Annotated in this window: 22 protein-coding genes; 5 read left to right on the top strand and 17 right to left on the bottom strand. The window is 68.9% G+C overall.

The genetic code is table 11. From position 1 onward, the window contains the following. Positions 1 to 28: 28 nt before the first annotated feature. The 3 genes from topA to HQ314_RS16385 form a co-directional block, all read right to left on the bottom strand. A complete protein-coding gene (topA, locus tag HQ314_RS16395; RefSeq protein ID WP_222650619.1) occupies positions 29 to 2,977 on the bottom strand; it encodes a type I DNA topoisomerase in 2,949 nt (982 codons plus the stop codon). A gap of 167 nt (positions 2,978 to 3,144) precedes the next feature. Continuing rightward, positions 3,145 to 3,732 (bottom strand): hypothetical protein, encoded by a 588-nt coding sequence (locus HQ314_RS16390; RefSeq protein WP_222638935.1) that lies wholly within the window; start codon positions 3,730 to 3,732, stop codon positions 3,145 to 3,147. Positions 3,733 to 3,860: 128 nt separating this feature from the next. After that, positions 3,861 to 4,064 carry a cold-shock protein gene (locus HQ314_RS16385; RefSeq protein WP_005248460.1) on the bottom strand — a complete coding sequence of 68 codons (204 nt, stop codon included), beginning with the start codon at positions 4,062 to 4,064 and terminating at the stop codon, positions 3,861 to 3,863. Positions 4,065 to 4,408: 344 nt separating this feature from the next. On the opposite strand from HQ314_RS16385, the gene HQ314_RS16380 reads away from it, so the two are divergent. Then, complete coding sequence (locus tag HQ314_RS16380) at positions 4,409 to 6,703, top strand: DEAD/DEAH box helicase (RefSeq protein ID WP_222650822.1); 2,295 nt, start codon at positions 4,409 to 4,411, stop codon at positions 6,701 to 6,703. Here HQ314_RS16380 and HQ314_RS16375 read toward each other — a convergent pair. Then, positions 6,700 to 8,037 carry a cytochrome P450 gene (locus tag HQ314_RS16375; protein WP_222650618.1) on the bottom strand — a complete coding sequence of 446 codons (1,338 nt, stop codon included), beginning with the start codon at positions 8,035 to 8,037 and terminating at the stop codon, positions 6,700 to 6,702. The genes HQ314_RS16380 and HQ314_RS16375 overlap by 4 nt on opposite strands. A 113-nt stretch (positions 8,038 to 8,150) precedes the next feature. On the opposite strand from HQ314_RS16375, the gene HQ314_RS16370 reads away from it, so the two are divergent. Further along, positions 8,151 to 8,762 (top strand): DUF998 domain-containing protein, encoded by a 612-nt coding sequence (locus tag HQ314_RS16370; protein WP_222650617.1) that lies wholly within the window; start codon positions 8,151 to 8,153, stop codon positions 8,760 to 8,762. Between the two features lie 135 nt (positions 8,763 to 8,897). Here HQ314_RS16370 and HQ314_RS16365 read toward each other — a convergent pair whose 3' ends face one another. From HQ314_RS16365 to ssd, 7 genes are read right to left on the bottom strand one after another with little or no spacing between them, the layout of a single operon-like run. Further along, positions 8,898 to 9,242 carry an Rv3654c family TadE-like protein gene (locus HQ314_RS16365; RefSeq protein ID WP_222650616.1) on the bottom strand — a complete coding sequence of 115 codons (345 nt, stop codon included), beginning with the start codon at positions 9,240 to 9,242 and terminating at the stop codon, positions 8,898 to 8,900. Continuing rightward, positions 9,235 to 9,540: a TadE family type IV pilus minor pilin gene (locus HQ314_RS16360; protein ID WP_222650615.1), complete on the bottom strand. Its 306-nt coding sequence runs from the start codon at positions 9,538 to 9,540 to the stop codon at positions 9,235 to 9,237. The genes HQ314_RS16365 and HQ314_RS16360 overlap by 8 nt, the downstream gene beginning before the upstream one ends. Before the next feature lie 35 nt (positions 9,541 to 9,575). Beyond that, positions 9,576 to 9,776, bottom strand: a complete 201-nt coding sequence (locus HQ314_RS16355) for a DUF4244 domain-containing protein (protein WP_222633341.1) — start codon at positions 9,774 to 9,776, stop codon at positions 9,576 to 9,578. A 57-nt stretch (positions 9,777 to 9,833) separates the two neighbouring features. Beyond that, entirely contained in the window at positions 9,834 to 10,403 is a 570-nt protein-coding gene (locus HQ314_RS16350; protein WP_027506706.1) for a type II secretion system F family protein, read from the bottom strand. Beyond that, entirely contained in the window at positions 10,400 to 11,173 is a 774-nt protein-coding gene (locus HQ314_RS16345; protein WP_261781804.1) for a type II secretion system F family protein, read from the bottom strand. Before HQ314_RS16345 ends, HQ314_RS16350 begins: the two co-directional genes overlap by 4 nt. Beyond that, entirely contained in the window at positions 11,173 to 12,354 is a 1,182-nt protein-coding gene (locus HQ314_RS16340; RefSeq protein ID WP_222650613.1) for a TadA family conjugal transfer-associated ATPase, read from the bottom strand. Before HQ314_RS16340 ends, HQ314_RS16345 begins: the two co-directional genes overlap by 1 nt. Next, on the bottom strand, positions 12,351 to 13,409 hold the full coding sequence (gene ssd, locus HQ314_RS16335; protein WP_222650612.1) for a septum site-determining protein Ssd: 1,059 nt from the start codon (positions 13,407 to 13,409) through the stop codon (positions 12,351 to 12,353). Before ssd ends, HQ314_RS16340 begins: the two co-directional genes overlap by 4 nt. A gap of 338 nt (positions 13,410 to 13,747) precedes the next feature. On the opposite strand from ssd, the gene HQ314_RS16330 reads away from it, so the two are divergent. Then, positions 13,748 to 14,563: an HAD-IB family hydrolase gene (locus HQ314_RS16330; protein ID WP_027506702.1), complete on the top strand. Its 816-nt coding sequence runs from the start codon at positions 13,748 to 13,750 to the stop codon at positions 14,561 to 14,563. 376 nt (positions 14,564 to 14,939) lie between these two features. On the opposite strand, the gene HQ314_RS16325 is transcribed toward HQ314_RS16330, so the two are convergent. The 5 genes from HQ314_RS16325 to HQ314_RS16305 form a co-directional block, all read right to left on the bottom strand. Next, positions 14,940 to 15,692 carry an oxidoreductase gene (locus HQ314_RS16325; protein ID WP_222650611.1) on the bottom strand — a complete coding sequence of 251 codons (753 nt, stop codon included), beginning with the start codon at positions 15,690 to 15,692 and terminating at the stop codon, positions 14,940 to 14,942. Positions 15,693 to 15,713: 21 nt separating this feature from the next. Beyond that, the gene (locus tag HQ314_RS16320; RefSeq protein ID WP_261770335.1) at positions 15,714 to 17,402 is read right to left on the bottom strand and encodes an ABC transporter ATP-binding protein; all 1,689 of its coding nucleotides are present in this window, start codon (positions 17,400 to 17,402) and stop codon (positions 15,714 to 15,716) included. Positions 17,403 to 17,407: 5 nt separating this feature from the next. After that, positions 17,408 to 18,334 (bottom strand): ABC transporter permease, encoded by a 927-nt coding sequence (locus tag HQ314_RS16315; RefSeq protein WP_222650610.1) that lies wholly within the window; start codon positions 18,332 to 18,334, stop codon positions 17,408 to 17,410. Between the two features lie 5 nt (positions 18,335 to 18,339). Beyond that, complete coding sequence (locus HQ314_RS16310) at positions 18,340 to 19,263, bottom strand: ABC transporter permease (RefSeq protein WP_222650609.1); 924 nt, start codon at positions 19,261 to 19,263, stop codon at positions 18,340 to 18,342. Positions 19,264 to 19,349: 86 nt separating this feature from the next. After that, complete coding sequence (locus tag HQ314_RS16305) at positions 19,350 to 20,966, bottom strand: ABC transporter substrate-binding protein (RefSeq protein WP_222650821.1); 1,617 nt, start codon at positions 20,964 to 20,966, stop codon at positions 19,350 to 19,352. Between the two features lie 429 nt (positions 20,967 to 21,395). On the opposite strand from HQ314_RS16305, the gene acs reads away from it, so the two are divergent. Continuing rightward, entirely contained in the window at positions 21,396 to 23,363 is a 1,968-nt protein-coding gene (gene acs / locus HQ314_RS16300) for an acetate--CoA ligase (protein WP_222633336.1), read from the top strand. A gap of 69 nt (positions 23,364 to 23,432) precedes the next feature. Here the strand turns inward: acs and HQ314_RS16295 are convergent, their stop codons facing one another. Further along, positions 23,433 to 24,725 carry an MFS transporter gene (locus tag HQ314_RS16295; protein WP_222628740.1) on the bottom strand — a complete coding sequence of 431 codons (1,293 nt, stop codon included), beginning with the start codon at positions 24,723 to 24,725 and terminating at the stop codon, positions 23,433 to 23,435. Positions 24,726 to 25,081: 356 nt separating this feature from the next. On the opposite strand from HQ314_RS16295, the gene HQ314_RS16290 reads away from it, so the two are divergent. After that, entirely contained in the window at positions 25,082 to 25,612 is a 531-nt protein-coding gene (locus HQ314_RS16290) for a phage holin family protein (protein WP_056443376.1), read from the top strand. The last annotated feature ends 16 nt before the right edge of the window (positions 25,613 to 25,628 follow it).

Genomic DNA, 25,628 nt, shown 5'->3' with positions numbered 1-25,628 from the left:
TAAGGGCAATCGCGGACAGGTGCGGTCCTCAGGACTCGGCGGGCGGCGTCTTCTTCGCAGCGGTCTTCTTGGCGGCCGCCTTCTTCGCGGGAGCCTTCTTGGCCGGCGTCTTCTTCGCTGCCGCCTTCTTGGCGGGAGCCTTCTTCGCCGGCGCCTTCTTGGTGGCCTTCTTCTTCACGGGCCCGCGAGCGCGACGATCCGCGAGGAGTTCCATGGCCCGCTCGTCGGTGATGGTGCCCACCTCGTCGCCCTTGCGCAGGCTGGCGTTGGCCTCACCGTCGGTGACGTACGGACCGAAGCGGCCGTCCTTGATCACCATCGGCTGACCACTGACAGTGTCCACACCGAGTTCGCGCAGCGGCGGCGTGGCCGCACCCTGACGTCCGCGCCGCTTGGGCTCGGAGTAGATCTTCAGAGCCTCCTCGAGGGAGACGGTGAAGATCTGGTCCTCGGTGGCCAGCGAGCGGGAATCGGTGCCCTTCTTGAGGTAGGGACCGTAGCGCCCGTTCTGAGCCGTGATCTCTTCCTTGCTCTCGGGATCGACGCCCACCACGCGCGGCAACGACAGCAGCTTCAGCGCGTCGTCCAACGTGACCGTCGCGAGATCCATCGACTTGAGCAACGAACCCGTTCGCGGCTTCGGTGCGGTCGCTTTCTTCGCGGCCTTCTTGGCGGGAGCCTTCTTCGCCGCCTTGGTGGCCACGGCGGTGCCGCCGCCCCCGTCGGACGAATGCTGTTCCACCGGAACGATGTCCGGGGTGGGCTCGGGCTCCTCAGGGATGACCTCGGTGACGTACGGCCCGAATCGTCCTTCCTTGGCGACGATCTCGTGACCCGACAGCGGGTCGACACCGAGCTTGCGACCCTCCTGCGGAGTCGCGAACAGCTTCTCGGCGAACTCGAGCGTCAGCTCGTCCGGCGGAAGGTCGTCGGGCAGGTTGGCGCGCTGCGAGATCGGATCCCCGTCGGGATCGTCCGGGTTCTGCACCATCCGTTCGAGGTACGGGCCGTAGCGACCGACGCGGACGTGTACGTCGCGACCTTCGGAGTCGTCGAACAGGTGGATCGAGTTGATGACGCGGGCGTCGATGTCCTCGAGGTTCTGGCCGACCATCTTCTTCAGTCCGCCGGACCGTGCGACCGACCCCTCCGTGCCGTTCTCACCGCCGAAGTAGAAGGCGGACAACCAGTCTCCACGTCGTTCGCGGCCACCGGCGATGGCGTCGAGGTCGTCCTCCATGCCTGCGGTGAAGTCGAAGTCGACCAACCGGCCGAAGTGCGCCTCCAACAACGCGATCACGGAGAACGCCACCCACGAGGGCACCAGGGCGCTGCCGCGCTTGTAGACGTATCCGCGGTCGAGGATGGTCTTGATGATCGACGAGTACGTCGACGGGCGACCGATGCCGAGTTCCTCGAGCGTCTTGATGAGCGACGCCTCGGTGAAGCGGGCCGGCGGGTTGGTGGTGTGACCGTCGGGATCGAGACCGGTGGCCGTGACCGCCTGCCCCTGCTCGAGAACCGGCAACCGGGACTCGGCGTCGTCGGACTGTCCCCCGGCCTGGTCGTCGACACTCTCGACGTAAGCCTTGAGGAAGCCGGCGAACGTGATGGTGCGTCCCGACGCGGCGAAGGTGCAGTCCTCACCGGTACCCGCGGTGCCCAAGATTCGCAGCGACAAAGTGGTTCCGCGCGCATCCGCCATCTGGGATGCGACCGTGCGCTGCCAGATGAGTTCGTAGAGGCGGAACTCGTCGGTGTCCAGCGAGCTGTGCAGTTGGCCCGGCGTCGCGAAGGAGTCACCGGCGGGGCGGATGGCCTCGTGCGCCTCCTGCGCGTTCTTCACCTTGCGGGTGTACTGCCGCGGGGTGTCGTGCACGTACTCGGGGCCGTACAGCTCGGTGGCCTGACGACGTGCGGCATCGATCGCCGACGCCGACAGGTTCGTCGAGTCGGTACGCATGTAGGTGATGTAGCCGTTCTCGTACAACCGCTGTGCGATACGCATGGTGCGCTCAGAGGACATGCGGAGTTTGCGCCCGGCCTCCTGCTGCAGGGTCGAGGTCATGAACGGCGGGTACGGACGACGCGTGTACGGCTTGGACTCGACCGACGCGACGGTCAGATCGACTCCGTCCAGAGCCTCGGACAACCGGCGTGCGCGCGCCTCGTCGAGAACGGTGACGCCCTCGGACTTGAGTTTGCCGTCGGCACCGAAGTCGCGTCCCGACGCGACACGAGAGCCGTCGACGTTGACCAGGCGCGCACCGAACGCCCGCGGCGTCGCCTCGGCGCCGGCGTCGAGCTGCGCCGAGATGTCCCAGTACTCGGCTGATCGGAACGCCATGCGCTCACGTTCGCGCTGCACGATGACACGTGTGGCCACCGACTGGACGCGGCCCGCCGACAGCTTCGGCATGACCTTCTTCCACAGCACCGGCGAGACCTCGTAGCCGTACAGGCGGTCGAGGATGCGGCGCGTCTCCTGGGCGTCGACGAGGTCGGTGTCCAGTTCGCGGGTGTCGGCGGCGGCGGCGAGGATGGCCGGCTCGGTGATCTCGTGGAAGACCATCCGTCGAACCGGAATCTTCGGCTTGAGCGTCTCGAGGAGATGCCACGCGATGGCCTCGCCCTCGCGGTCGGGGTCGGTGGCGAGGTAGAGCTCGTCGGCGTCCTTGAGCAGGCTCTTGAGCTCGGCGACCTTGCCCTTCTTCTCCGGGCTGACGACGTAGAGAGCCTCGAAGTCGTGGTCCACGTCGACACCGAGACGAGCCCAGGACTCGCCCTTGTACTTGGCCGGAACGTCTGCAGCACCACGCGGGAGATCTCGGATGTGCCCGACCGAGGCCTCGACCACGTAGTTCTTGCCCAGATAAGGCGCGATCTTCTTGGCCTTGGTGGGTGACTCGACGATCACGAGACGCCGAAGCCCGGACGCGCCGGACGACGAGTTCCCCGTGCTGTCTCCTGCTGCCACCTGCTGCCGAACCTTCCTGGTCCCCGCGAGAGGGAACCCGTTCACCTGCGTCGATACCCCGAACCGTTCGAAGCCGACACACTACAGAGTGACACACACGTGCAACTCGTATGTGACACCGCGGCCCATCGACCATCGGTGACCTCCGTCCGAGTCCCCCTCTTCCTCTACACGAGGACGGGCCACCCGCCCGCGGCGAGAGCGCCCGGTGGCGGCTCGCCGATGTTCTCGATGAGCCTGGTCACCCGACGTCGACCGGTGATCCGGAGTGCCGGCGTCCCTCCGTGGGTTCCCACCAGAGTCGGCGCCACACCGGCGCGCATCAACGACTGGGCGAGCACCGGATGCGTGTCGGGGGCGTGCGGATCGAGTCCGAGGACGAACCGGGCGCCGCCTGCCTCCTGCCGTCCCGCCGCGACCACCCAGGCCCGCAGGGCGCGCGGTCCGGGCACCCAACCCCCGGGCACCGCCTTCACCGCTCCCCGGACCCACTCCGCGGCGAGCGACGCCAGCTCGGGCACCGGCTCGGTCCGGACCAGTGGCCGTCCCTCGTCGGTCGTCGTGATCTCGGCGTCGAAGCCGCACGACTCGATCAGGTCGGCCACCGCGTGGGCACGCCAGGTGGCGTCGACGACGACGGAGATGCGCGTGCGCCCGGACACGATCACGGGCTGACCCTGCGCAGCCAGCAGCCCGGCGAGGTCGGCCGCGTCGGGCGGCGTCGACTCGGCGGAGAAGAAGGACAACTGGCTCACGATCGCGACAGTAAGCCACGAACGCCCCGCCGGCGTGGTGTCCGCGACGCAGTGTCACGGAAACGAGACGTCCCCCGCCACCTCGGAAGGCGACGGGGGACGTGTCGGTAGAGACTGTCCGATCGAGATCAGACGGCGCGGACGCCCGTGGCCTGGGGGCCCTTGGTGCCCTGTCCGACCTCGAACTCCACGCGCTGGTTCTCCTCGAGGGTGCGGAAGCCGCTGCCCTGGATCTCGGAGTAGTGGACGAAGACGTCAGCGGAGCCGTCCTCGGGTGCGATGAAGCCGAAGCCCTTTTCGGCGTTGAACCACTTCACAGTTCCCTGTGCCATGCTTGTCTATCCTTTTCTTGAACACCGGATGCGATGAACGGCACTTACAGTCCATCGGGCCGGTTCCGACCGCTGTGATGATCCCCCCCAAGAGTCACCCCGTGGGCAGAGCTTCACGCACCGCGCTCGCAACATTAGATCCTGCGAGCGTGAAAACGAACACAGAAGCTGCGACCGAGAACAGTGAACCACGTCGGACGGCGGCGCGACAGTCGACGAGACAACAACTTCGTAAATATCCTCGCGGGCTCTGTCCGCCCGTTCTTCTACGATCGACACGAGCACCGAGGGAGTGAGAGACAGTGAGCACGACGACCGACGCACCGGCCTCCTCGTTCGGCGGAATGCTGCTCGGACGAGCGCTGGCGGGAACGCCGCCGGGAGAGTCTCCGCTGACCCACGCGGCGGAGCTGCCGGGACGTGAGTCCCGGTACGCCGCATGGCCGCAGTGGCTCGAGCCCGCGGTCGTCGAGGTCTTCCAGGACTGCGGGATCCCGCAGCCGTGGACCCACCAGGCAGAGGCCGCGTCGCTCGCGTGGTCGGGCCGCAACGTGGTGGTCTCGACGGGCACGGCATCGGGCAAGTCGCTGGCGTACCGGATGCCCGTGCTGTCCCGTCTGTCGACCGACGCGCGCGCCACCGCGCTCTACCTCGCGCCCACCAAGGCGCTGGGGGCAGACCAGCTTCGGGCTGCAGTGGACATGACGGACTCGCTCGCCGCGCGGGGCTTCCCGGACATCGCTCCGAGTGCGTACGACGGCGACACACCCCTCGAGGTGCGCCAGTGGGCCCGGGCGAACTCACGGTGGATCTTCACCAACCCCGACATGCTGCACATCTCGCTGCTCAAGGGCCATCAGCGGTGGGCGCACTTCTTCCGCAACCTGGCGTACGTCGTCGTTGACGAATGTCATTCGTATCGAGGGGTGTTCGGCTCCAACGTCGCCCTGATCCTGCGACGACTCCGGCGCATCGCCGCGCGCTACGGCGCCGCGCCCGTCGTCGTTCTCGCCAGCGCCACCGCGTCGAATCCCGGGGCTGCGGCCAGTCGCCTGGTCGGTGCACCGTGCGAGGAGATCACCGAGGACGGATCTCCCCACGGTCCCCGGACCGTCGCCCTCTGGGAGCCACCGCTTCTGGACGTCACGGGTGAGAACGGGGCGCCGATCCGGCGCGCCGCCGGTTCCGAGGCCGCACGCATCATGGCCGACCTCGTCGTCGAGGGCGCCCGAACACTGACGTTCGTCCGTTCCCGACGCGGCGCGGAGCTGACGGCACTGGGTACCGCGCGGTTGCTCGCGGACGTCGATCCCGATCTGCCGCAGCGCATCGCGGCATACCGGGCCGGATACCTCGCCGACGACCGCCGCGAACTCGAGCGGTCGCTGTCCGACGGCACCCTGCTCGGCGTGGCCACCACCAACGCACTCGAGCTCGGCGTCGACATCGCGGGGCTCGACGCCGTCGTCGTTGCCGGCTTCCCGGGGACGGTCGCGTCGTTCTGGCAGCAGGCCGGCCGCTCCGGTCGCCGCGGCCAGGGGTCGCTGGTGATCCTGGTGGGCCGGGACGACCCGCTCGACACGTACCTCGTGCACCATCCGGCCGCGTTGCTGGACAAGCCCATCGAGGCGACGGTCACCGATCCCACCAACCCCTACGTGCTGGGGCCACAGCTGCTCTGCGCGGCCATGGAACTCCCGCTGACCGACGACGAGGTGATCGAGCTCGGCGCTCAGGACGTCGCGCAGTCCCTCGCGGACCGGGGTCTGCTCCGCCGTCGGCCGCACGGGTGGTACATCACCGCGGACGCGACCCCCCATGCGGCGGTGGACATCCGGGGCGGTATCGGGTCGCAGATCGCGATCGTCGACGGCTCCACCGGACGCATGCTCGGCACCGTCGACGCCGGCCGCGCGCCCTCGACGACCCACCCCGGCGCTGTCCACATCCATCAGGGCGAGTCGTTCGTCGTGGACACGCTCGACTTCGAGGAAGGCCTCGCGGTGGTGCACCCCGAGGAGCCCGAGTGGACCACCTCGGCGCGCGAGATCACCGACATCGTGATCGAGGACGTGCACGAACAGCAGTCGTACGGGGAGGTCGACGTCGCGCTGGTGCAGGTCCAGGTGAGCCACCAGGTGGTCGGATACCTCCGCAGACTGCCGTCCGGAGAGATCCTCGACTCCGTGGAACTCGACATGCCGATGCAGGAACTCCACACGCGCGCAGTCATGTACACGATCACGCCGGAGTTGCTCGAGTCCGCCGGCGTGACCGCCGAACGTGTCCCCGGGTCGCTCCACGCGGCGGAGCACGCGGCCATCGGTCTGCTGCCCCTCGTCGCGACATGCGACCGATGGGACATCGGCGGCGTGTCGACGGCACTGCACGCCGACACCGGTCTGCCGACGGTCTTCGTCTACGACGGGTACGACGGTGGCGCCGGATTCGCCGACCGCGGCCACGCCGTCATCGGCACCTGGCTCTCCGCGACCCGCGAGGCCATCGCGTCGTGCGAGTGTGTCTCGGGGTGCCCGTCCTGCGTGCAGTCACCCAAGTGCGGCAACGGAAACGATCCGTTGGACAAGGACGGCGCCGTGCGCGTGCTCGACGCCGTCCTCGCCTGTCTGGAGAGTTAGGCAGACACGGTGGCCGGTTCGCCGAGCGCCACCGGTAGCGTGCGGAACCCGTGCAGCACACGGGTGTCCCGCTTGACGCCGGTGCCGGCGGACGACAGATGCGGGAAGCGGTCGAACAGCGTGCGCAGTCCCACCTCGCTCTCCGCGCGCGCGAGTGCGGCGCCGAGGCAGTAGTGGCGCCCACCCGAGAACGACAGGTGCTTGTTGGCGTTGGACCGACCGACGTCGAAGGTGTCGGCGTCGTCGAAGACCTGCGGGTCCCGATTACCGGCCGCGAGGACGCACACCACCAGATCGCCGGCCTCGAGGTCCATGCCTTCGAGGGTGACGGAACCCTTCGCGACGCGGGCCGTCATCTGCACCGGCGACTCGAGCCGCAGCATCTCGTCGACGGCCGTTCCCCACAGCGACGGATCGTCCTGCAGTCGCGCGAGCTGGTCGGGGTTGTTCATCAGCAGATTGATGCCGCTGCCGAGCAGGTTGACCGTCGTCTCGAACCCTGCCGCCAACACCAGACCCGCGGTGGCGCGGAGTTCCCGATCGTTCAGGTACACCCCGTCCTCGGACGCCGCGATGAGCTGACTCATCAGATCGTCGCCCGGGTTGTCGCGCAATCCCGCGATGTGGGTGGCGAGCCACCGGTCGAAGCCCTCGAGGCCCTGCTCGACCTCGCGGAACTGCGACCACGTCAGACCGACGTCGAGACTGGGCGCCGCGAGTTCGCCGAACTCGAGCACCTTGTCGCGGTCCGCCTCCGGCACGCCGAGGATGTCACCGATGACGGCGACCGGAAGCTTGGCGCAGTACGACGACACGATGTCGACCGTGCCGCCGCCCGCGGCCACGAGTTCGTCGAGAAGCGTGTCGGCCACCTGCTGCACGTTGTCGCGCATCGCGTTGACGGCGCGCGCGGTGAACACCGACGACACCAGCTTGCGGTAGCGGGTGTGCGAGGGCGGCTCGACCGACAGCAGCGACGGCGGCGCCAGCGGGTGCAGAGCGGCGGTTCGGGTGCGACGCTCGATCGCCCGCAGCGGCTTCGGGAGATTGCCGCCCACGACGACGGTGCGGTAGTCGTCCGAGCGCAGGAGGTCGAAGATCAGCCCGTGGTCGACGGTGAGGTAGGCGACGCGGCCCTTGACGATCTTTCCCCGGTCGCGAATCTCCTGGTAGACGACACCGGGGTTCGCGCGAGTCACCGGATCGGCGATGAGCTTTGCCTGCGGGTCACCGATCTTGATGCCGCGTGTGGCGAAGAAGCGCACCACTCCGTGCACCGCGAACCACCGCAGCCGCGATCGTGCCTCGTCCTTGACGTCCGCCACTCTCGACATTCCGATTCCCCCGATGCTCGGCCTGCGATAACCCGGTTGCGCGTTACCGCACGTCACACGTGTGACTCACCTCATGATGCGCCGGTCACGACGCCGGTGTCTACCGTCGTGTCATGACCCTGCGTCGGAGCGTCGCCTCCTTGTGGATCGCCACAGTCCTCTACTGGCCGATGCAGGTGATCGTCTCGCGTTCCTGGACCACCCCGTACAGCTGGCGTGACGACGTCATCAGCGCCCTCGGTGCGGCGACGTGCACCGACTACTGCTCGCCCGATCACGTCGTCATGAACGCGACGTTCGTGGCCGTGGGCGGCGCCACCGCAGCGGGCGCGGCGCTCCTGGTACGTCCCTCCGTGGGCATCGCACGGACGGGGTGGATCCTCGTGGCGCTCTCCGGTCTCGCGACGTGCGCCGTCGGGTTCCTCCCGATGGACGTCGCACCGGTCCCCCACACCGTCGCGGCGCAGGTGCACTTCGGCCTGCAGCTCGCCGGAATGCTGTGTGTCGCACGATCCGTCGGTCGAGTCGCCTCGCGATTCACCTACGCCTGCAGTGCGATCGCCGTGGTGGGCGGCATCGCCTTCCTCAGCCCCGGGAAATGGGGACTGGGCTCGGGTGTCACCGAGCGGCTCGCCCTCGACACCCTGAACGTGTGGACCATCGGCATGGGCGTGCTCCTGCTGGCGCGATCGTGGAATCCAGACCCCGGAATCCGGGGTCGATAGTCCACGATCACCGAGGCACCAGTTGCGGCCGAAGAGTGTCGGACTGCTGACCTACTGTTCGGCCGCCCCGTCGCACCGGAAGTACGCAGGCTCGCCGAGTCGCGCTGACCGACATACCGAGGTGCTGGTCCACGATCACTCCTCCACCGGCCCCGCCCGCGCAGAGGCCACCGCGTCCCTCTCCCCGAAGCGCAGCAGCGCGATCCGCACTCGCACCCGGACCTGCACGTCCCACTCCTCCACCGCGCATCCGTCCAGCACCGCATCCATCCGGGCAGCCGACGCCGTCGCCGCCGCGCACCCCGCCTCGGACCCCGACGTCAGTGCGGCGGCACCCGCCAGTGCAGCGAGGTCCGCCGCCGACTGCGCCTGATGACGGGCCGAGACGGCGGCACCCACCGAGACCACCGCCGCGGTCACCACCACCAGCGCCGCCGTGACGAACGCCCCCACCACGGTCGCCGAGCCGCGGTCATCCATCCGTCGGCTCCGCCGTCGCCACCGCACTCGCCGACACCGTCAACCCGGGCAGCGGCGACGACGACTCCACCCGCACCGTCACCAGATCGCCGACGCGCGTCACCGTCACCCGCGCACCGGGCGGGGCCACCACCGTCGCCGACGTCACCGCGCTCTCGTCTCCGAGCGCCGAGAGCCGGGCACCCTCCCGCGCCGCGTCGATGCACCGGATGTGCTCGGTGACGGTGACCAGCGCACCGAGGCACAACACCAGGACGGCGACGATCGACGAGATCGCCAGCGCCGCCTCGACCGTCACCGCCCCGCTGTCGCCCGTGAGACCCGAGTCCCCCGTCAGACCTGTGTCTGCAGAGCCTTGTCGATGATCGACGTCAGCGCGGTCACGATGCTGTCGCCCGTCACCACCGTGTAGAGCACGGCACCGAACGCCGCCGCCGCGATGGTTCCGATGGCGTACTCGGCCGTCGACATCCCGTCGTCCTCCCGCGCCACCGTCAGGATGCGCGCGCCCACCTCGGTCAGGAACTTGCTCATGTTCTCCCCCTTCGTGTTCCGAGGAGGACGTTCCCCCTCGGCGTTCTCGGGCGGGGGTCACATCACCCCGCCGTTCAGGACGGACCCGGCCAGCCCGATCACCACGGGCACGATGCCGAGGCAGACGAACGCGGGCAGGAAGCACAGCCCCAGCGGTCCGCTCACCATCACTCCGGCGCGTTCGCCCGCGGCGGCGGCGGCATCGTCGGCCCGCACGCGCAGATCGGCTGCCGCCTCGGCGGTCGCATCGGCCATCGAGGTTCCCGACCGCGCCGAGCGGAGGATGACGCGTGCCACCGACTCGGTGTCGGGATGCGCCGCCAGCGCCGACCAGGCTGCATCGGGATCCGCTCCGAGAGTGAGCAACTGGGCGGCGCGGCGCAGTGCCGACGCCATGGGTTCGGGCGCGACGGAGGACACCGCCGAGGATGCGCTGCCGATGTCGAGTCCCCCACGGAGACAGGCGGACAGCAGGTCCAACGCGCCCGCGGTGGCGTGGTGGTCCGTCGGCGCCACCCCCACCGATGCGGAACCGTTCGCGCCCGGCACCCGGAGCCGGGCGCGCACACCGACGGCGGGCGGGAGCGCGAGCACCGCGGCGGCGAGGAGCACGAGAGTGATCGTCACGGTGCCACCTTCGCGACGATGGCGTCGGTCCAGAGCAGCCCGGCGCAGGCGAGGGCCACTCCGACGACCAGCATGATGCCGCCGGCGCCGCCTCCGGTGAGAACCGCGAGGGGCGCTGCGCCCATGGCCTGGCCGAGCAGGACGCCGACGGCGGGCAGCGCGGCGAGGACCATCGCCGTGGCGCGCGGGCCGGCCATGGACGCCTCGATGCGCCGGGCCGAGCGTCCGCGATCGCGCAGATCGGAGCGCACCGCGTCGAGCAGTGCCGCGAGACCCAGCCCGTGCACCTCGGCCACGCGCCACACGGCACCCACCCGATCCCACTCCGGCCCGTGTCCGCCGACACGCACGGCATCCGACATCGTGCCGCCCAGTTCCGCACGGGCCGCGGCCGCGGCGAAGACGGTGCCGACCGGCCCGGGGTGCTCGCGCGCAGCGGTGCGGCAGGCTGTGGCCGGGTGGGCTCCCACGCGGAGTTCGGCCACCATCGTCTCGAGCGCCGCCGCCAGGGTGTCCCCCGCGCGGCGACGGTCCGCCCGCACGGCGCCTCGGGTGCGCCGCAGGGCGACGGTTCCCAGCACGACGGCCACCGCGGCGCCCACCGCGGCACCGAGGCCCAGCGCTGCCGCGCCTGCCGCCACGGGTATCCAGGCAGGCGCCGGCACTCGCACGGACACGAGCGAGCGTCGGCGCACCGGTCCGAGGCGGCGGCGCGCGTCCGCGCAGGGCAGCACCAGCAGAGCCGCCGCGAGACAGACCGCCGCGAGCATCACGCGGACCCCTCCCGTCGGCCCAGGATCGCGGTGAGAGCGTCGAGTCCTGGACCTCGTGCCCGCGTTCGCGACCAGGCGTCGACCACGGTGCACAGCCCGCGGTCGTCCCGTTCGAGCACGCCGATGGACGACAGCACACGCTGCCCGCTCGGCGTGCGGGCGGTGTGCAGCACCACCTGCACCGCGGCGGCGAACTGGCTGTGCAACGCCGCCCGGTCCATGCCACCGAGGGCCGCCAGCGCTTCGAGTCGTGCGGGTACCTCGTCGGGCGAGTTGGCGTGCACGGTGCCCGCACCGCCGTCGTGTCCGGTGTTGAGCGCGGTGAGCAGGTCCACGACCTCGGCACCGCGGACCTCGCCCACCACGATGCGATCGGGACGCATGCGCAGGGCCTGACGCACCAGATCGCGCACTCCCACCTGGCCCACTCCCTCCACGTTGGCGGGCCGGGCGACGAGCCGCACCACGTGGGGGTGCGAGGGCGCCAGTTCGGCGGCATCCTCGACACAGATGATGCGCTCGGCCGCGTCCACCTCGCCGAGGAGTGCCGCCAGCAATGTCGTCTTGCCGGTTCCTGTGCCACCGACCACGAGGAAGGCCAGGCGTCCGGACACGATGCGGCGCAACAGATCCTCGGCGCCGTCGGCGAACGCGCCGGTTGCGGCGAGCGCTGCCAGACCCTGCGTCGCGGGACGGAGCACGCGGAGCGACAGGCACGTCCCGCCCTGCGCCACCGGCGCGAGAACGGCGTGCAGTCGCACTCCGAACGACCCGGGATCGATTCCGGGCAGACGACCGTCCACCCACGGCTGCGCATCGTCGAGCCGCCGCCCGGCCGACAGCGCCAGCCGCTGGGCGAGGCGGCGCACGGCGGCCTCGTCCCCGAACCCGACGCCGGCTCGCCGCAGACCCTGTCCCCGGTCCACCCACACGTCGTCGGGTCCGGTGACCAACACGTCGGTCACGCCGGGCTCGCGCAGGACGGCGTCGAGCACGCCGGCACCGCGGAACTCGGTGTCCAGTAGATGCAGTGCGCGCAGCAGATCCGCGTCACCGAGCACGCCGCCCGCCTCGGCCCGGAGCGCCTCCGCGATGAGGGCGGGCGTCGGATCCCGGTCGGCGTCGACGAGGCGCACCCGGACGCGATCGAGCAGATCCGTCGACACCCATCCCGTCATGTCGTGGGCGCCGAGGTGAGCAGCGCCAGGACGTCGCCGGCAGCTCGCGCCAGGGGAGATCGGCGGCCGAGGACCAGTCCACGCCCGTCGAGCATCGCGGCGAGCCGACGCTCGGGGCGCACGGAGGCGAGCAGGGGAAGACCCACCACGTCGGCCACCTCCGCGGCCGTCAGTCCGGACGGCGCGGGACCGCGGACCACCACTCCCACGTTGGCCGATGTCGAGGTGATCGACCGGGCGAGACACTGCGCCGCCGCGGCCGACCGCACCGTCGCCGGGACCAGCACGACCACCAGATCTGCCGCCTGCACGGACATCTCGTGAATGGGGCCTGCGCGCGGTACGTCGCACACGACGACCTCGCCCGCCGTGACTCCGGCGTCGACGACGGCGCGCCAGGCCGCTGCCGTGATGGTGTTCGTCTGCTCGCGCCGGGTCGAGAGCACCGCCAGATCGCCGCGCCCGGGCAGCGCGTGATGCAGTGCGTCGGCCGTGACGGTTCCGCCGTCGATCACCAGTTCCGGCCAGCGCAGGCCCGGTGTGCCGTCGAGTCCCGTGACGAGGTCCATCCCGCCGCCCGCCTCGTCTCCGTCCATCAACACGGTGCGCCCGGACCGGGACGCGACGACGGCCGATGCCGCGGCGAACACGGACGCACCGGCGCCGCCGCAACCGCCCACCACCGTCACGACCACACCGCCACCGACGGGGACGCGTGCGGCCGCGGACAGCACCCCCATGAGATCGGCCTCCTGCGCCGGCAGCGCGAGCACACGGGAGGTGCCGAGCCGCGACGCGCTCTGCCAGGCCTCGACGTCCGCCGGTCCGTCGGTCACCACGACGACACCGGGATGCCTCGGAAGGTGTTCCCGCACTGCTCGTTCGGCAGCTGCCGTTCCCAGCACGACGATGTCCGAGGACTGCCACAGCGCGCGGTCCGGCAGCGCGCCGAGGTGCGACGACTCCCGACCCGCGGCGGCGGCGATGCGCCGGACGCGATCGGAGAGTGCGGTGTCGGGCACGATCACCAGGAGTGCTGAATCGAGGTCGGTCACGCCGTCGATCGTGCGGCGTCCGCGGTCGGTCCGCCAGGGCGACGAGCCGAACCTGTGGACAACTCGGTACCCGGGGACGGCGCCTGCGCCAGCGCGGAGAAGGTGCTAGCGCACCGGAAGTAGGGGACGACCCCCGCCAGGGGGGGAGGAGGCGGGGGTCGTCGGAGTTCAGCCCCGGGGGGTCGGGCTGAACACGCCCGGTTCGAGACCGGGTAGTCGAAATCTTACACCGCCGACCACCCGCACCGACACGGACGACCGTCGGTCCGTCGCGCCGTCGAAGCAGGTGGAGACACCGTGACCCGCGATCCACCTCCGGGCACCCTTAGGCTGACGGGGTGAGCACACCCCTCCGCCCGGACGCCCCCGGCCGCGTCGCCGCGTTCTTCGATCTGGACAAGACGATCATCGCCAAGTCCTCGACGCTGGCCTTCAGCAAGCCCTTCTTCGACGGGGGTCTCATCAACCGCCGGAGCGTGCTCAAGAGCAGCTACGCGCAGTTCCTGTTCCTGGTGTCGGGCGCGGATCACGACCAGATGGAACGGATGCGCATCCACATCGCCAACATGTGTACCGGCTGGGACGTCGAGCAGGTCCGAGCCATCGTCGCCGAGACGTTGCACGACATCGTCGATCCGCTGGTCTTCGCCGAGGCTGCCGACCTCATCGCCGACCACAAGCTGCGCGGCCACGACGTCGTCATCGTCTCGGCCTCCGGCGAGGAGGTCGTGGCGCCCATCGCGGAGGCTCTGGGCGTGGACCACGACATGGGTACCCGGATGGCCGTCGAGGACGGCAAGTACACGGGCGAGCTCTCGTTCTACTGCTACGGGCCCGGCAAGGTCACCGCCATGGAGGAGTTGGCCGAGCGCGAGGGATACGACCTGTCTCGGTCCTACGCCTACTCGGACTCGATCACCGATCTGCCGATGCTCGACGCGGTCGGACATCCCACCGCGGTGAACCCGGATCGAGGCCTGCGCCGCGAGGCGTCGGCCAGGGGATGGCCGATCCTCACGTTCTCCGACCCGGTCTCGCTGCGCGCCCGGTTCCAGGCCCCGTCGTCGGGCACGGTGGCCGGCATGGCCGCCGTCTCGTTCGGCGCCCTGGCCGCGGGCGCCGCGACGTACACGCTGCTGCGTCGGCGACGCTGAATCGATCGGGTTCGCGAAACCCTTGCTGTGGCGCGAGTCACAGAGTACAAATGGTCGTACGGGAAGACGGAAGGCCAAGAGCGGGCCGGAAGAGAAGGATCGCTCTCCCAGCCGGGCTTTCCCCAGCACGACCGATCAGTACCCACGCGTAGCGCGCCGCTATGATGGCACAAGCGTTGTGGGCCTGCGAAAGTCGCGCATCAGGGATGAGAACTTCGCACTGGTTGCGGACACGAGTCCCGGGCGCACGATTTCTCGCCGAGGCCTCGCGGAGTCCGCTCCGCCGCAACCCACTCTGCACGCCTGGTAACCGACGTTCGTGCTGACGGGCGACGTCGTCGAGGTGAGAACTCGGCAGCGTCGCCCGTTTCATGCGTCAGACGGAGTTGTCCGCGATGGTGGTCGCCTCGGCTGCTCCGGCCTCGAAGGTGCCGCAGCACAACAGCACCCAGCTCCCCACGCCCTGCTCGGTGCCGCGGGCGAAACCGTCGGCGCCGGTGCGGTACGCGGCGAGCCGCTTCGCCCAACTGATCTCCGGGACACCGAGATTGTGGGGGTCGAAGCCCGTGGACACGGCCACCAGCCGCGAGGCCGCCCGGGCCACGATGCCGTCGGCCGTGCCGAACGGCTTCAGCGCCAACAGTTCTCCGTGCACCACGGCGGCCAGCACCGGGGCGGGCGCCTTCGTGGCGCCGGTCACGAGATCCGCCAGGAACGCGAGGCGGTCGGCTGCGTCCGCACGGGGTCGTCCGAGATCGTCCTGTGTCGTCGCCAGGTCCGCGGCGGCCAGGAGGTGCAGCCGCGCCAGTGCCTGCAGCGGCGCCCGCTGCCAGACGCCCACCGTGATCGGCAGGGAGTCGCCGTCGAGAGCCTGGGCCACCCGGAGCGCGCCGGCGAGCAGGGGCGGAGCGGCCTCACCGTCCTCGGGCATTGCCGTGGAGGACCCCTCCATCGCGGCGGAGGCCCGCGCGGCCCGGACCGCCGCCTCGGCTGCCGTCGCCTTCCATCCGCGCCGGTTGGCCTTGTGCCGGTGCACCTCGCCCAACGCGTTCCGCGCCCGCTCGGCGGCGTCGCGCACCCCCTCGAGCTCCAGGATCGGGCCGAGGGGATCTGTGGCTGAGCTGGTCATCCGGTCAGGCTATCGGTGGTCCTACGTCGCGGTGGATCCGGCGTTCCGCTCGGCAGCCATCAACTCGGCACGCTCGCGGCGCCGGACGGCCTGCTGCTCCGGGTCGGGAACGGGCACCGCGGCGAGCAGCCGCTTCGTGTACGGGTCGGCCGGCGAGCGCAGGATGGTGTCGGTCCGATCGAACTCCACCAGCTTGCCCGCACTCATGACCGCGATGCGGCGAGCCAGCACCTCGACCACGGCGAGGTCGTGGCTGATGAACAGGCATGCGAAGCCGTACTCCCGCTGCAGCTCCTGGAAGAGCTCGAGCACCTTGGCCTGTACGGACACGTCGAGCGCGGACGTCGGCTCGTCGGCGACGAGGAGGGTGGGTTCGAGAGCCAGGGCGCGGGCGATGCCGACACGCTGGCGCTGACCACCCGACAGCTGATGCGGGTAGCGGTTGCGCATGTCCCGCGACAGGTGCACCTGATCGAGCAACTCCTCGATCTTGGTGTTGCGCTGACCACGGTCCATCTCGGTGTGCAGCAACATCGGCTCGCCGATCGACTGGCCGATGGGCCACCGCGGGTTCAGCGACGAACCCGGATCCTGGAACACGATGCCGACCTTGCTGCGCACCGGACGCAGGTCGCGGGTCGACATCGACGTGATGTCCGTTCCGGCGATGGACAACGACCCCGAATGCAGCTTGAGCAGGCCGACGGCTGCCTTGCCGATGGTCGACTTGCCCGATCCGGACTCACCGACCAGACCGACCACCTCGCCCGGCTCGATGGTGAGGCTGACACCGTCGACCGCGCGGAAGCCACCGGAGCGACGCGAACCCGGGTACTCGATGACGGCGTCGACGAGTTCGAGCGCGTACCGCACGTCGGGGGTGTCGTCGGTGCCCGCCTGCCCGGTCCGGGAACCGAGGTGGGGCACGGAGGCCAGGAGTTCGCGGGTGTAGGCGTGATCGGGACGATGGAAGATGTCGCCGGAGGTGCCCTGCTCGACGATGTCGCCACCGCGCATGACGAGGATGCGGTCGGCCATGTCGGCGACCACGCCCATGTCGTGGGTGATGAGCAGGATCGCCGCGTCGACCCGACCGCGGAGGTCGCGCATGAGCTGCAGGATCTCGGCCTGCACGGTCACGTCGAGTGCCGTGGTCGGCTCGTCCGCGATGAGCACGGACGGCTCGGATGCCAACGCCTGGGCGATCATCGCGCGCTGGCGCTGGCCACCGGACAACTGGTGGGGGTAGTACTTGACGCGCTTCTCCGGCTCCGGCATCTCGACGAGCCGCAGCAGCTCGATGACACGGTCCTTGGCCTGCGCCTTGCTGAGCTCGCTGTGCGCGCGGATGGCCTCGGTGATCTGCCACCCGATGGTGTAGACGGGGTTCAGAGCCGTCATCGGCTCCTGGAAGATCACGGCGATGTCCTTGCCGCGCACCGAGTTCAGCTCACGTTCCTTCAGGCCGATCAGTTCGCGACCGTTGAGCGTGATGCTGCCGCTCACGCGGGCGTTGTCGGCCAGCAGGCCGGGCACCGCCATGGCGGTGGTGGACTTACCCGAGCCCGATTCGCCGACGATGGCGAGGATCTCGCCGCGAGCGAGGTCGAACGAGACGTCGCGCACGGCGGTGCGCCAGGTCTTGTCGACTTCGAAGTCGATCGTCAGATCCGAGACTCCGAGAATCGGGCCGGTCTTGTCGTCACTCATGTCCGTCAGCTCCGTTTCGGGTCGAGCGCATCTCGCAGCGCATCGCCCATGAGGATGAAGGCCAGCACGGTCACCGACAGGAACCCTGCGGGGAAGAGCACCAGGTGCGGCGAGGTGGAGATGTAGTTCTGGCCGAGGTTGATCTGCAGGCCCCACGAGATCGCCGGCAACTGCAGCCCGATACCCAGGTAGGACAGCGTGGCCTCGGCCGCGATGAACGTGCCGACGGCGATGGTCGCGTACACGAGCACGGGTGCGAGGGCGTTGGGCAGGATGTGGCGGACCAGGATGCGGAACGTACTCGCGCCCAGTGCCTGTGCGGCCTGCACGTACTCGCTCTGCTTGATCGAGATGACCGACGAGCGGACCAGTCGCATGGCCGTCATCCACCCGAAGGCGATGAGGGCCAGCGCCACCGTGGTGACGGTCCGCTCACTGGTGACGGTGAGCAGGACCAGCGCGCCGAGCAGGAGCGGGATGCCGAAGAAGATGTCGGTGAAGCGGGCGAGCAGGCTGTCGAGCACGCCGCCGAAGTACCCGGCGAGCGCGCCGATCAGGACGCCGATGATCAGCACGCCGATGACGGCGAGCAGTCCGATGGTCAGCGAGATGCGGGCGCCGTAGATGACGTTGGCGTAGTAGTCGCATCCCTGCAGGTCCGTTCCGAACCAGTGCTCGGAGCTCGGAGAGAGCCGGGTGTCCGACAAGGTGCACGCACGCGGATCGATGCCGCGCGCGAACAGCTGGGGCACGACGGCCATCAGGACGAGGACCCCCGTGATGACGGCACCGAACCAGAAGAAGACGCTGCGGCGCAGCTTCTTCCACGCGTTGCCCCAGAGACTGGCCTGGCCGACCAGTTCCTGTGCCTCACCGGTCACGACGTTGCCCGGCTCGCCCTCGGCGGCGAGATGCTGTGCATCGTTGGTCATAGCGCCTACTCGTATCGGATTCGGGGGTCGAGGAGCGCGTAGAGCACGTCCACGACGAGGTTGAAGAAGATGTAGAAGAAGACCATCAGCGTGACGATGCCGACGACCACCGCGCCTTCCTGCCTCTGCACGGCGTCGAAGATCGCACGTCCGAGGCCCGGCAGGTTGAACACCGACTCGGTGACGATGGCGCCGCCCAGCAAGGAGCCGATGTCCGCGCCGATGAACGTCACGACGGGAATCATGCTGTTGCGCAGCGCGTGACGCAGGACGATGCGCCGGTAGCCCACGCCCTTGGCACGCGCGGTGCGGATGTAGTCGGCCGCCATGGACTCCGACACCGCAGAGCGCGTGAGTCGCGCGACGTAGGCCATGGACAACGACGCCAGGACCAGGCCGGGCAGCAGGTAGCTGTACCACCCGTCGTTGATGCCCGCGATGGGGAACAGGTCCAGCTTGTAACCGAGCAGGTACTGGGCGACGAAGCCGAAGACGAACACGGGAACCGACACCAGCAGCGTCGTCGACACCAGCACGAGGTTGTCGAAGAACGAGTTGCGGCGCAGACCGGAGAGCACACCGGCCGCGATGCCGATGACGGCCTCGAAGACGATGGCCACGATGGTCAGCCGCACCGTCACCGGAAGACGCTGGGAGATGGTGTCGAGCACCGGGCGCCCGGCGAAGTCGGTGCCGAAGTCGCCCTGCAGCAGCCCGCCGACATATTTGGCGTACTGCACCAGGAACGGATCGTCGAGGTTGTACTGCGCACGCAACTGCGCGACGACGGCCGGGGCGAGCGGGCGGTCACCCGCGAGCGCGCGGATGGGATCGCCCGGAAGGGCGTACACCATCGCGAAGATCAGGAACGAGGCGCCGATCAGGACCGGGATGGTCAACAGCAATCGGCGCGTGATGAAGCGACCCACTGGGTTCTCCTCTTCGGGGTCTCACGGTTCACGCGTCGGTGGGGCGCCCTGCGTCTGCACGGCGCCCCACCGAGTCGAGAGAGAGGTCAGCTGACCGTGACGTCCGCGACCTCGATGTCACCGAACAGGTCGATCTTGACGTTGTCGACCCGCTCGCTCCACACGGCCTGATTCAGACCGTAGAAGAGCGGAGTGGCCGGCATGTCGCGGATGAGGATGTCCTCGGCCCGCTGGTACTCCGTCGTCGCCTCGTCCGTACTCGCCGCATTGTTGCCCGCGGAGAGTGCCGCGTCGAAGTCCGGGTTGTTGTAGAACACGTAGTTCGAGCCGGCAGGCGGCGTGGCCGGAATGCTGTACAGCGGCGACAGGAAGTTGTACAGCGACGGGTAGTCCATGATCCAGCCCGAACGGAACGGACCGGTCATGCCCTTCGAGTCCTGCAGCGGAAGATACTGCGCGAACTGCAGATCGCCACGGAGCACGTAGTCGACACCCAGGTTGGTGCGCAGCTGGTTGCCGATGGCGGTCATCCAGGTGTCGTGTGCCGCACCGGCGTTGAACCACAGGTCGACGGGCTGCGACCGGTCGAAGCCGGCCTGATCGAGCAGCGCATTGGCCTGATCGACATTCAGCTCGCACTTGGCGCCGCAGGCGTCGTCCCGGTAACCGTCGACGACAGGCGAACCGAAGGAGGTGGCCGGCGTGCGGGTGTTGGTGAAGATGGCCTCGGTGATGGCCTTACGGTCGATCGCCATCGAGAACGCCTCACGCACACGGGGATCCGAGAAGCGCGGGTCGTACGTGGGGAATCCGAGTGACGTGATGTCCGGGCGAGCGCGTTCGCCGTACCGGTCACCGAACTGATCGCGGGCAGTGGCCCAGGCGTCCGACGGCAGATCCAGCATGATGTCGAGGCCGCCGGCCTGAACGTCGGTGTAGCCGGTGCTCAGCTCCGTGTAGACCTTGAACTGCACGCCCTGCGACTGTGCTGCGTCCGGGCCCTTGTAATCGTCGTACTTGGTCAGGGTGATGCCCTGGCCCTCGACGAAGTCCTCGTCGGCCTTGAACGGGCCGTTGCCGATGGGACGACGACCGAAGGCGTCGGGATCGGTGAAGAACGCTTCGGGCAGCGGCGAGAACGCGCTGTAGCCCAGCGTCACCGGGTAGATCGCGAACGGCTCCTTGAGCTCCACGCGAATGGTGCTGTCGTCGACCGCTTCCAGGCCGGACATCGCGGTCGCGGAAGGCTCCGCACCGTCCGCCGCCTGCAGGTCGTCGTAGCCGACGACGTTCTCGAAGAAGTACGAGGCACCGAAGGCGTTGGTGCTCAGCGCGGTGTAGTTCCACGCGTCGACGTAGGACTTCGCGTCGACGGGCGTGCCGTCGTGGAACGTCCAGTCCGGCTTGAGCTTGATGGTCCAGTTCTTCTGATCGTCCGACTCGACCGACTCGGCGACGCCGTCGTACTCGACCTCGCTGGTCTCGTCGTTGTAGGTCACCAGCGGGCTGAACAGGGCCTTGAGGACCTGGTTGCCTTCGCTCTCGGTGGTGTTACCGGGAACGAGCGGGTTCTCGGGCTGGCCGATGTACAGGCTGTAGGTGCCCTCGGCGCTCGAGGACCCACCCCCGCCACCACACGCCGCGAGCATGCCCACGGCGGCGATGGCCACCGAGACCACCGCGATCGTCTTCTTGACTCTCAACATGTCCTCCATCGAATCCGGCACGAACAGGGTCGACTGCACGCACCGTCCGCGGGTGGTCCGCGGGTGTCGGGTGGGCCACGGGCGATGACCGGCGTGACCCGGATATTTGCTTGACTTTAGACACACTCACAAAGGTCTGTCGTGCACTCCCCCGAAATCGGAACGACCCGGGTCCGCCCCGAAATACGGACGTAACCTGACAGGACTGGACCTCACCGGTCAGACAGCCTGATGAGAGGTGATTTTGGTGTCTCGTCACCATCCATCGCTGCTGCACACCGCCCGTCGCGCAGAACGCACCTCTCGCCGCACGTCCCGGGTCGCAGCCCTCTGCAACGGTGCGGCGCCGGTCACACGTGACTACCCTCACAGTCGCGACACACCGAACCGACACACCAGTTCTTCCGAGAGGGGCCAGGTACCACGATGACCGAGACCGTGACCGACGACGGCGCGACCAGGGACACGGAATCGGAGCACCCGGTGTCCTATCCCCCGAGTGACGACTTCGTCGCGCAGGCCAACGCCGGATCCGAGCTCTACCAGGCGGCGAAGGACGATCGCCTCGCGTTCTGGGCCGAGCAGGCGAACCGGTTGCACTGGCACACGCCGTTCGAGCAGGTGCTCGACTGGTCGGACGCCCCCGTCGCGAAGTGGTTCGTCGGCGGTGAACTGAACGTCGCCTACAACTGCGTCGACCGGCACGTGGTCGAGGGCCGCGGCGACCAGGTGGCGATCCACTGGGAGGGCGAGCCCGGGGACAGCCGCGAGATCACCTACTCCGACCTCCTCGCCGAGGTCAGCCGCGCCGCGAACGCCTTCACCGATCTCGGGCTCGTCTCGGGTGACCGCGTCGCCATCTACATGCCCATGGTCCCCGAGGCCATCGTCTCGATGCTCGCGTGCGCCCGCCTCGGACTGACCCACAGCGTCGTCTTCGCAGGCTTCTCGTCCTCCGCACTGCGCTCGCGCATCGACGACGCCGAGGCCAAGCTCGTCGTCACCACCGACGGCCAGTGGCGCCGCGGCAAGGCCGCGCCGCTCAAGGACTCGGTCGACGAGGCCGTGGACGGCGCCGCGTCGATCGAGCACGTCCTGGTGGTCAAGCGCACCGACATCGACGTGCAGTGGACCGAGGGCCGCGACCTCTGGTGGCACGACACCGTCGGATCCGCCTCCCCCGAGCACGAGGCGCAGGCGTTCGACTCCGAGCACCCACTCTTCATCCTCTACACCTCGGGAACCACCGGTAAGCCGAAGGGCATCATCCACACCTCCGGCGGCTACCTGACGCAGACCGCCTACACGCACCACTACGTCTTCGACCACAAGCAGGGCAAGGACGTCTACTGGTGCACGGCCGACATCGGCTGGGTCACCGGGCACAGCTACATCGTCTACGGCCCGCTGGCCAACGGCGCCACGCAGGTGGTCTACGAGGGCACGCCCAACTCTCCCGACGAGCACCGGCACTGGAACATCGTCGAGAAGTACGGCGTCACCATCTACTACACGGCGCCCACGCTCGTGCGCACGTTCATGAAGTGGGGACGACAGATCCCCGACGCACACGACCTCTCCTCGATCCGCCTGCTCGGCAGCGTCGGCGAACCCATCAACCCCGAGGCGTGGCGCTGGTTCCGCGACGTCATCGGCGCCGGCAGCGCTCCGATCGTCGACACCTGGTGGCAGACCGAGACCGGCGCGATCATGGTCTCGCCGCTGCCCGGCGTCACCGCCACCAAGCCGGGATCGGCCCAGACACCGCTCCCCGGCATCTCGGCCGCCATCGTGGACGACGACGCGAAGATGCTCGGGCCCGGCGGCAACGGGTACCTCGTACTCGACGAGCCGTGGCCGTCGATGCTGCGTGGCATCTGGGGCGACATGGAGCGCTACAAGGACACCTACTGGTCCCGCTACGCCACCGAGGGTTGGTACTTCGCCGGTGACGGTGCGCGCTTCGACGACGACGGCGACCTCTGGGTCCTCGGACGCGTCGACGACGTCATGAACGTCTCCGGTCACCGCATCTCCACCTCCGAGGTGGAGTCGGCTCTGGTGACCCACCCCGGTGTCGCCGAGGCAGCCGTCGTGGGCGCGGCGGACGAGACCACCGGCCAGGGCATCGTCGCCTTCGTCATCCTGCGCGAGGGCATCGAGAACACCGGCGACGCGCTGATCACCGAGCTGAAGGCTCAGGTGTCGAAGGAGATCTCGCCGATCGCCAAGCCGCGACAGATCACGGTGGTCCCGGAGCTCCCCAAGACGCGCAGCGGAAAGATCATGCGCCGCCTGCTCCGCGACGTCGCCGAGGGCCGGGATCTGGGCGACACCTCGACCCTCGTCGATCCCGCCGTCTTCGACGCGATCGCCAAGGCCGGCCAGAAGTAACCACGCGTCACGCAGAGAGAGGGGCTCGTGCACCGAGTGCACGAGCCCCTCTCTGCTGTCGGCAGTCCGTCAGGACACGGTGTCGAGATCGCGTCCGCGCGTCTCCTTCATGACGACGAGTGCGAACAGCGTCAGTGCCGCGGCGACGGCCAGGTACACGCCCACCCACGCGACGCCGTAGGAGTTCACCAGCCAGGTCGCGATGAACGGCGCCACGGCCGCTCCCAGGATGCTGGCCGTGTTGTAGGAGATACCCGATCCGGTGTAGCGCACGTTGGTCGGGAACAGCTCCGGCAGAACAGCACTCATCGGTCCGAAGGTCAGACCCATCAGCGCCAGGCCGACGCACATGAACAGCAGCATGCGGCTCTCGGTGGCGGACTCGGGAGCAGCGAACCACTTGAACGACAGGCCGAACAGGATGATCGCGGTCGTGATGACGATCAGTGTGATGCGGCGGCCGAACCGATCCGCGAGCCAGCCGGAGACCGGGACGAACGCGGCGAAGAACAACACCGAGATGAGCTGCAGGCCCAGGAAGTCCGTGTAGGCGATGGTCACGGCGACACCGCTGTGATCGACCACCTTGCCGGTGCCGTAGCTGACCACCCACGTCGTCATGACGTAGAACAGCGTGTACGTCGCGAGCATGACGAACGTGCCGAGGATCAGCGGACGCCAGCTGGTCTTGAAGACCTCCGCCACCGGCGTCTTGACGCGCTGGCCGTTGGCCACGGCGCGCTTGAACACCGGTGTCTCCTCGAGCTTGAGTCGCACGTAGAGGCCGATGATCACCATGATCGCGCTCAGCAGGAAGGGCACACGCCATCCCCACGTGAGGAAGGCGTGGTCCGATCCGGACGTCTTGGAGTCGTAGTCCATCGACAACGTCAGGATGAGGAAGATCCCGTTGGCCATCAGGAAGCCGATGGGGGCACCGAGCTGCGGCCACATCGCGGCCCAGGCCCGCTTGCCCTCCTTGGCGGTCTCGGTGGCGAGCAGTGCAGCGCCCGACCACTCGCCGCCCAGGCCGACACCCTGCGTGAAACGCATGAGCGCCAACAACATCGGGGCGATGATGCCCACGCTGTCGTACGTCGGCAGCAGTCCGATGAGGAAGGTCGCGACGCCCATGGTGAGCAGTGACCCGACCAGGGTCGCCTTCCGGCCGATGCGGTCACCGAAGTGTCCGAACAGCACCGAACCGATGGGCCGCGCGACGAAGGCGAGGCCGAACGTCGCGAACGACGCGAGCAGGGCCGTCGTGTCGTTGCCCGCGGGGAAGAACAGCCGGGGGAAGACGAGGACGGCGGCGGTGGCATAGATGTAGAAGTCGAAGAACTCGATGGAGGTTCCGACCATCGAGGCGATCACGATGCGACTGCGAGGTACGCCGTCCACTGCATCGAGATCGGAGTCCGGACCGGCGATGTTCGAACCGTCGGGGTTCGGAACGCGGTCCGCGGAAGTGCTTGTCACGGGTTTCTCCTGTTGGGAGGCGGGTTCGTCAGCAGGAAGTTACCCGACGCATCGTGACGTGAGGGCCGATACCGGCCACTCGGTTCGTGAGTGCTCACCACGCGGAGACCGACGTCCGGCGGGACCGGCCCCGTCCGGCGGCGATAGTGTGAGCCCCGAACGGGTAAGGACATAAGGTTGGCCGGTATCGCCGGACGATCACTGTCGAGCGCGACGAACATCTTCGAAGGGACTTGCACGTGAGCAGCAGCCGAGGCACCGACACGAGCGGTCGGACGACCGCTCCGGCCAGTATCTCCTCGATCCCGCTGACGGACGTCGACAGTCGCAGCAACCCCGCCACGGCCAGCATCGGCACCCTGGTCAAGGACGCGACGACACAGGTCTCCACGTTGGTCCGCGCCGAGGTCGAACTGGCCAAGGCCGAGGTGACCGGCGAGATCAAGAAGGGACTGCAGGGCAGCGTCCTCTTCATCCTCGCGCTCGCGGTCCTGATCTTCAGCTCGTTCTTCTTCTTCTTCTTCCTCGCCGAGCTGCTCAACGTGTGGGTCACGCGGTGGCTCGCGTTCCTCATCGTCTTCCTGATCATGGTGGTCATCACGGCGCTGCTCGCGTTCCTCGGCTACCTCCGGGTGAAGAAGCTGCGCAAGCCCGAGAAGACCATCGACTCGCTGAAGGCGGCCTCCTCGGTGCTGCCGGGCCAGGGCGACGGCGCATCGCCGAAGAAGCAGCTGGACGCGCTCGACGTGCGCGCCCCGCTCTCGCGCTGACACCGCGCCCGCGTAC

The organism is Rhodococcus sp. BP-332 (genome assembly GCF_019836065.1).
In the GTDB taxonomy this organism is placed as follows: Bacteria; Actinomycetota; Actinomycetes; order Mycobacteriales; family Mycobacteriaceae; genus Rhodococcoides.
Note: the sequence above shows the minus strand (reverse complement) of the source record. Positions and strands in the feature narration are given on the sequence as shown.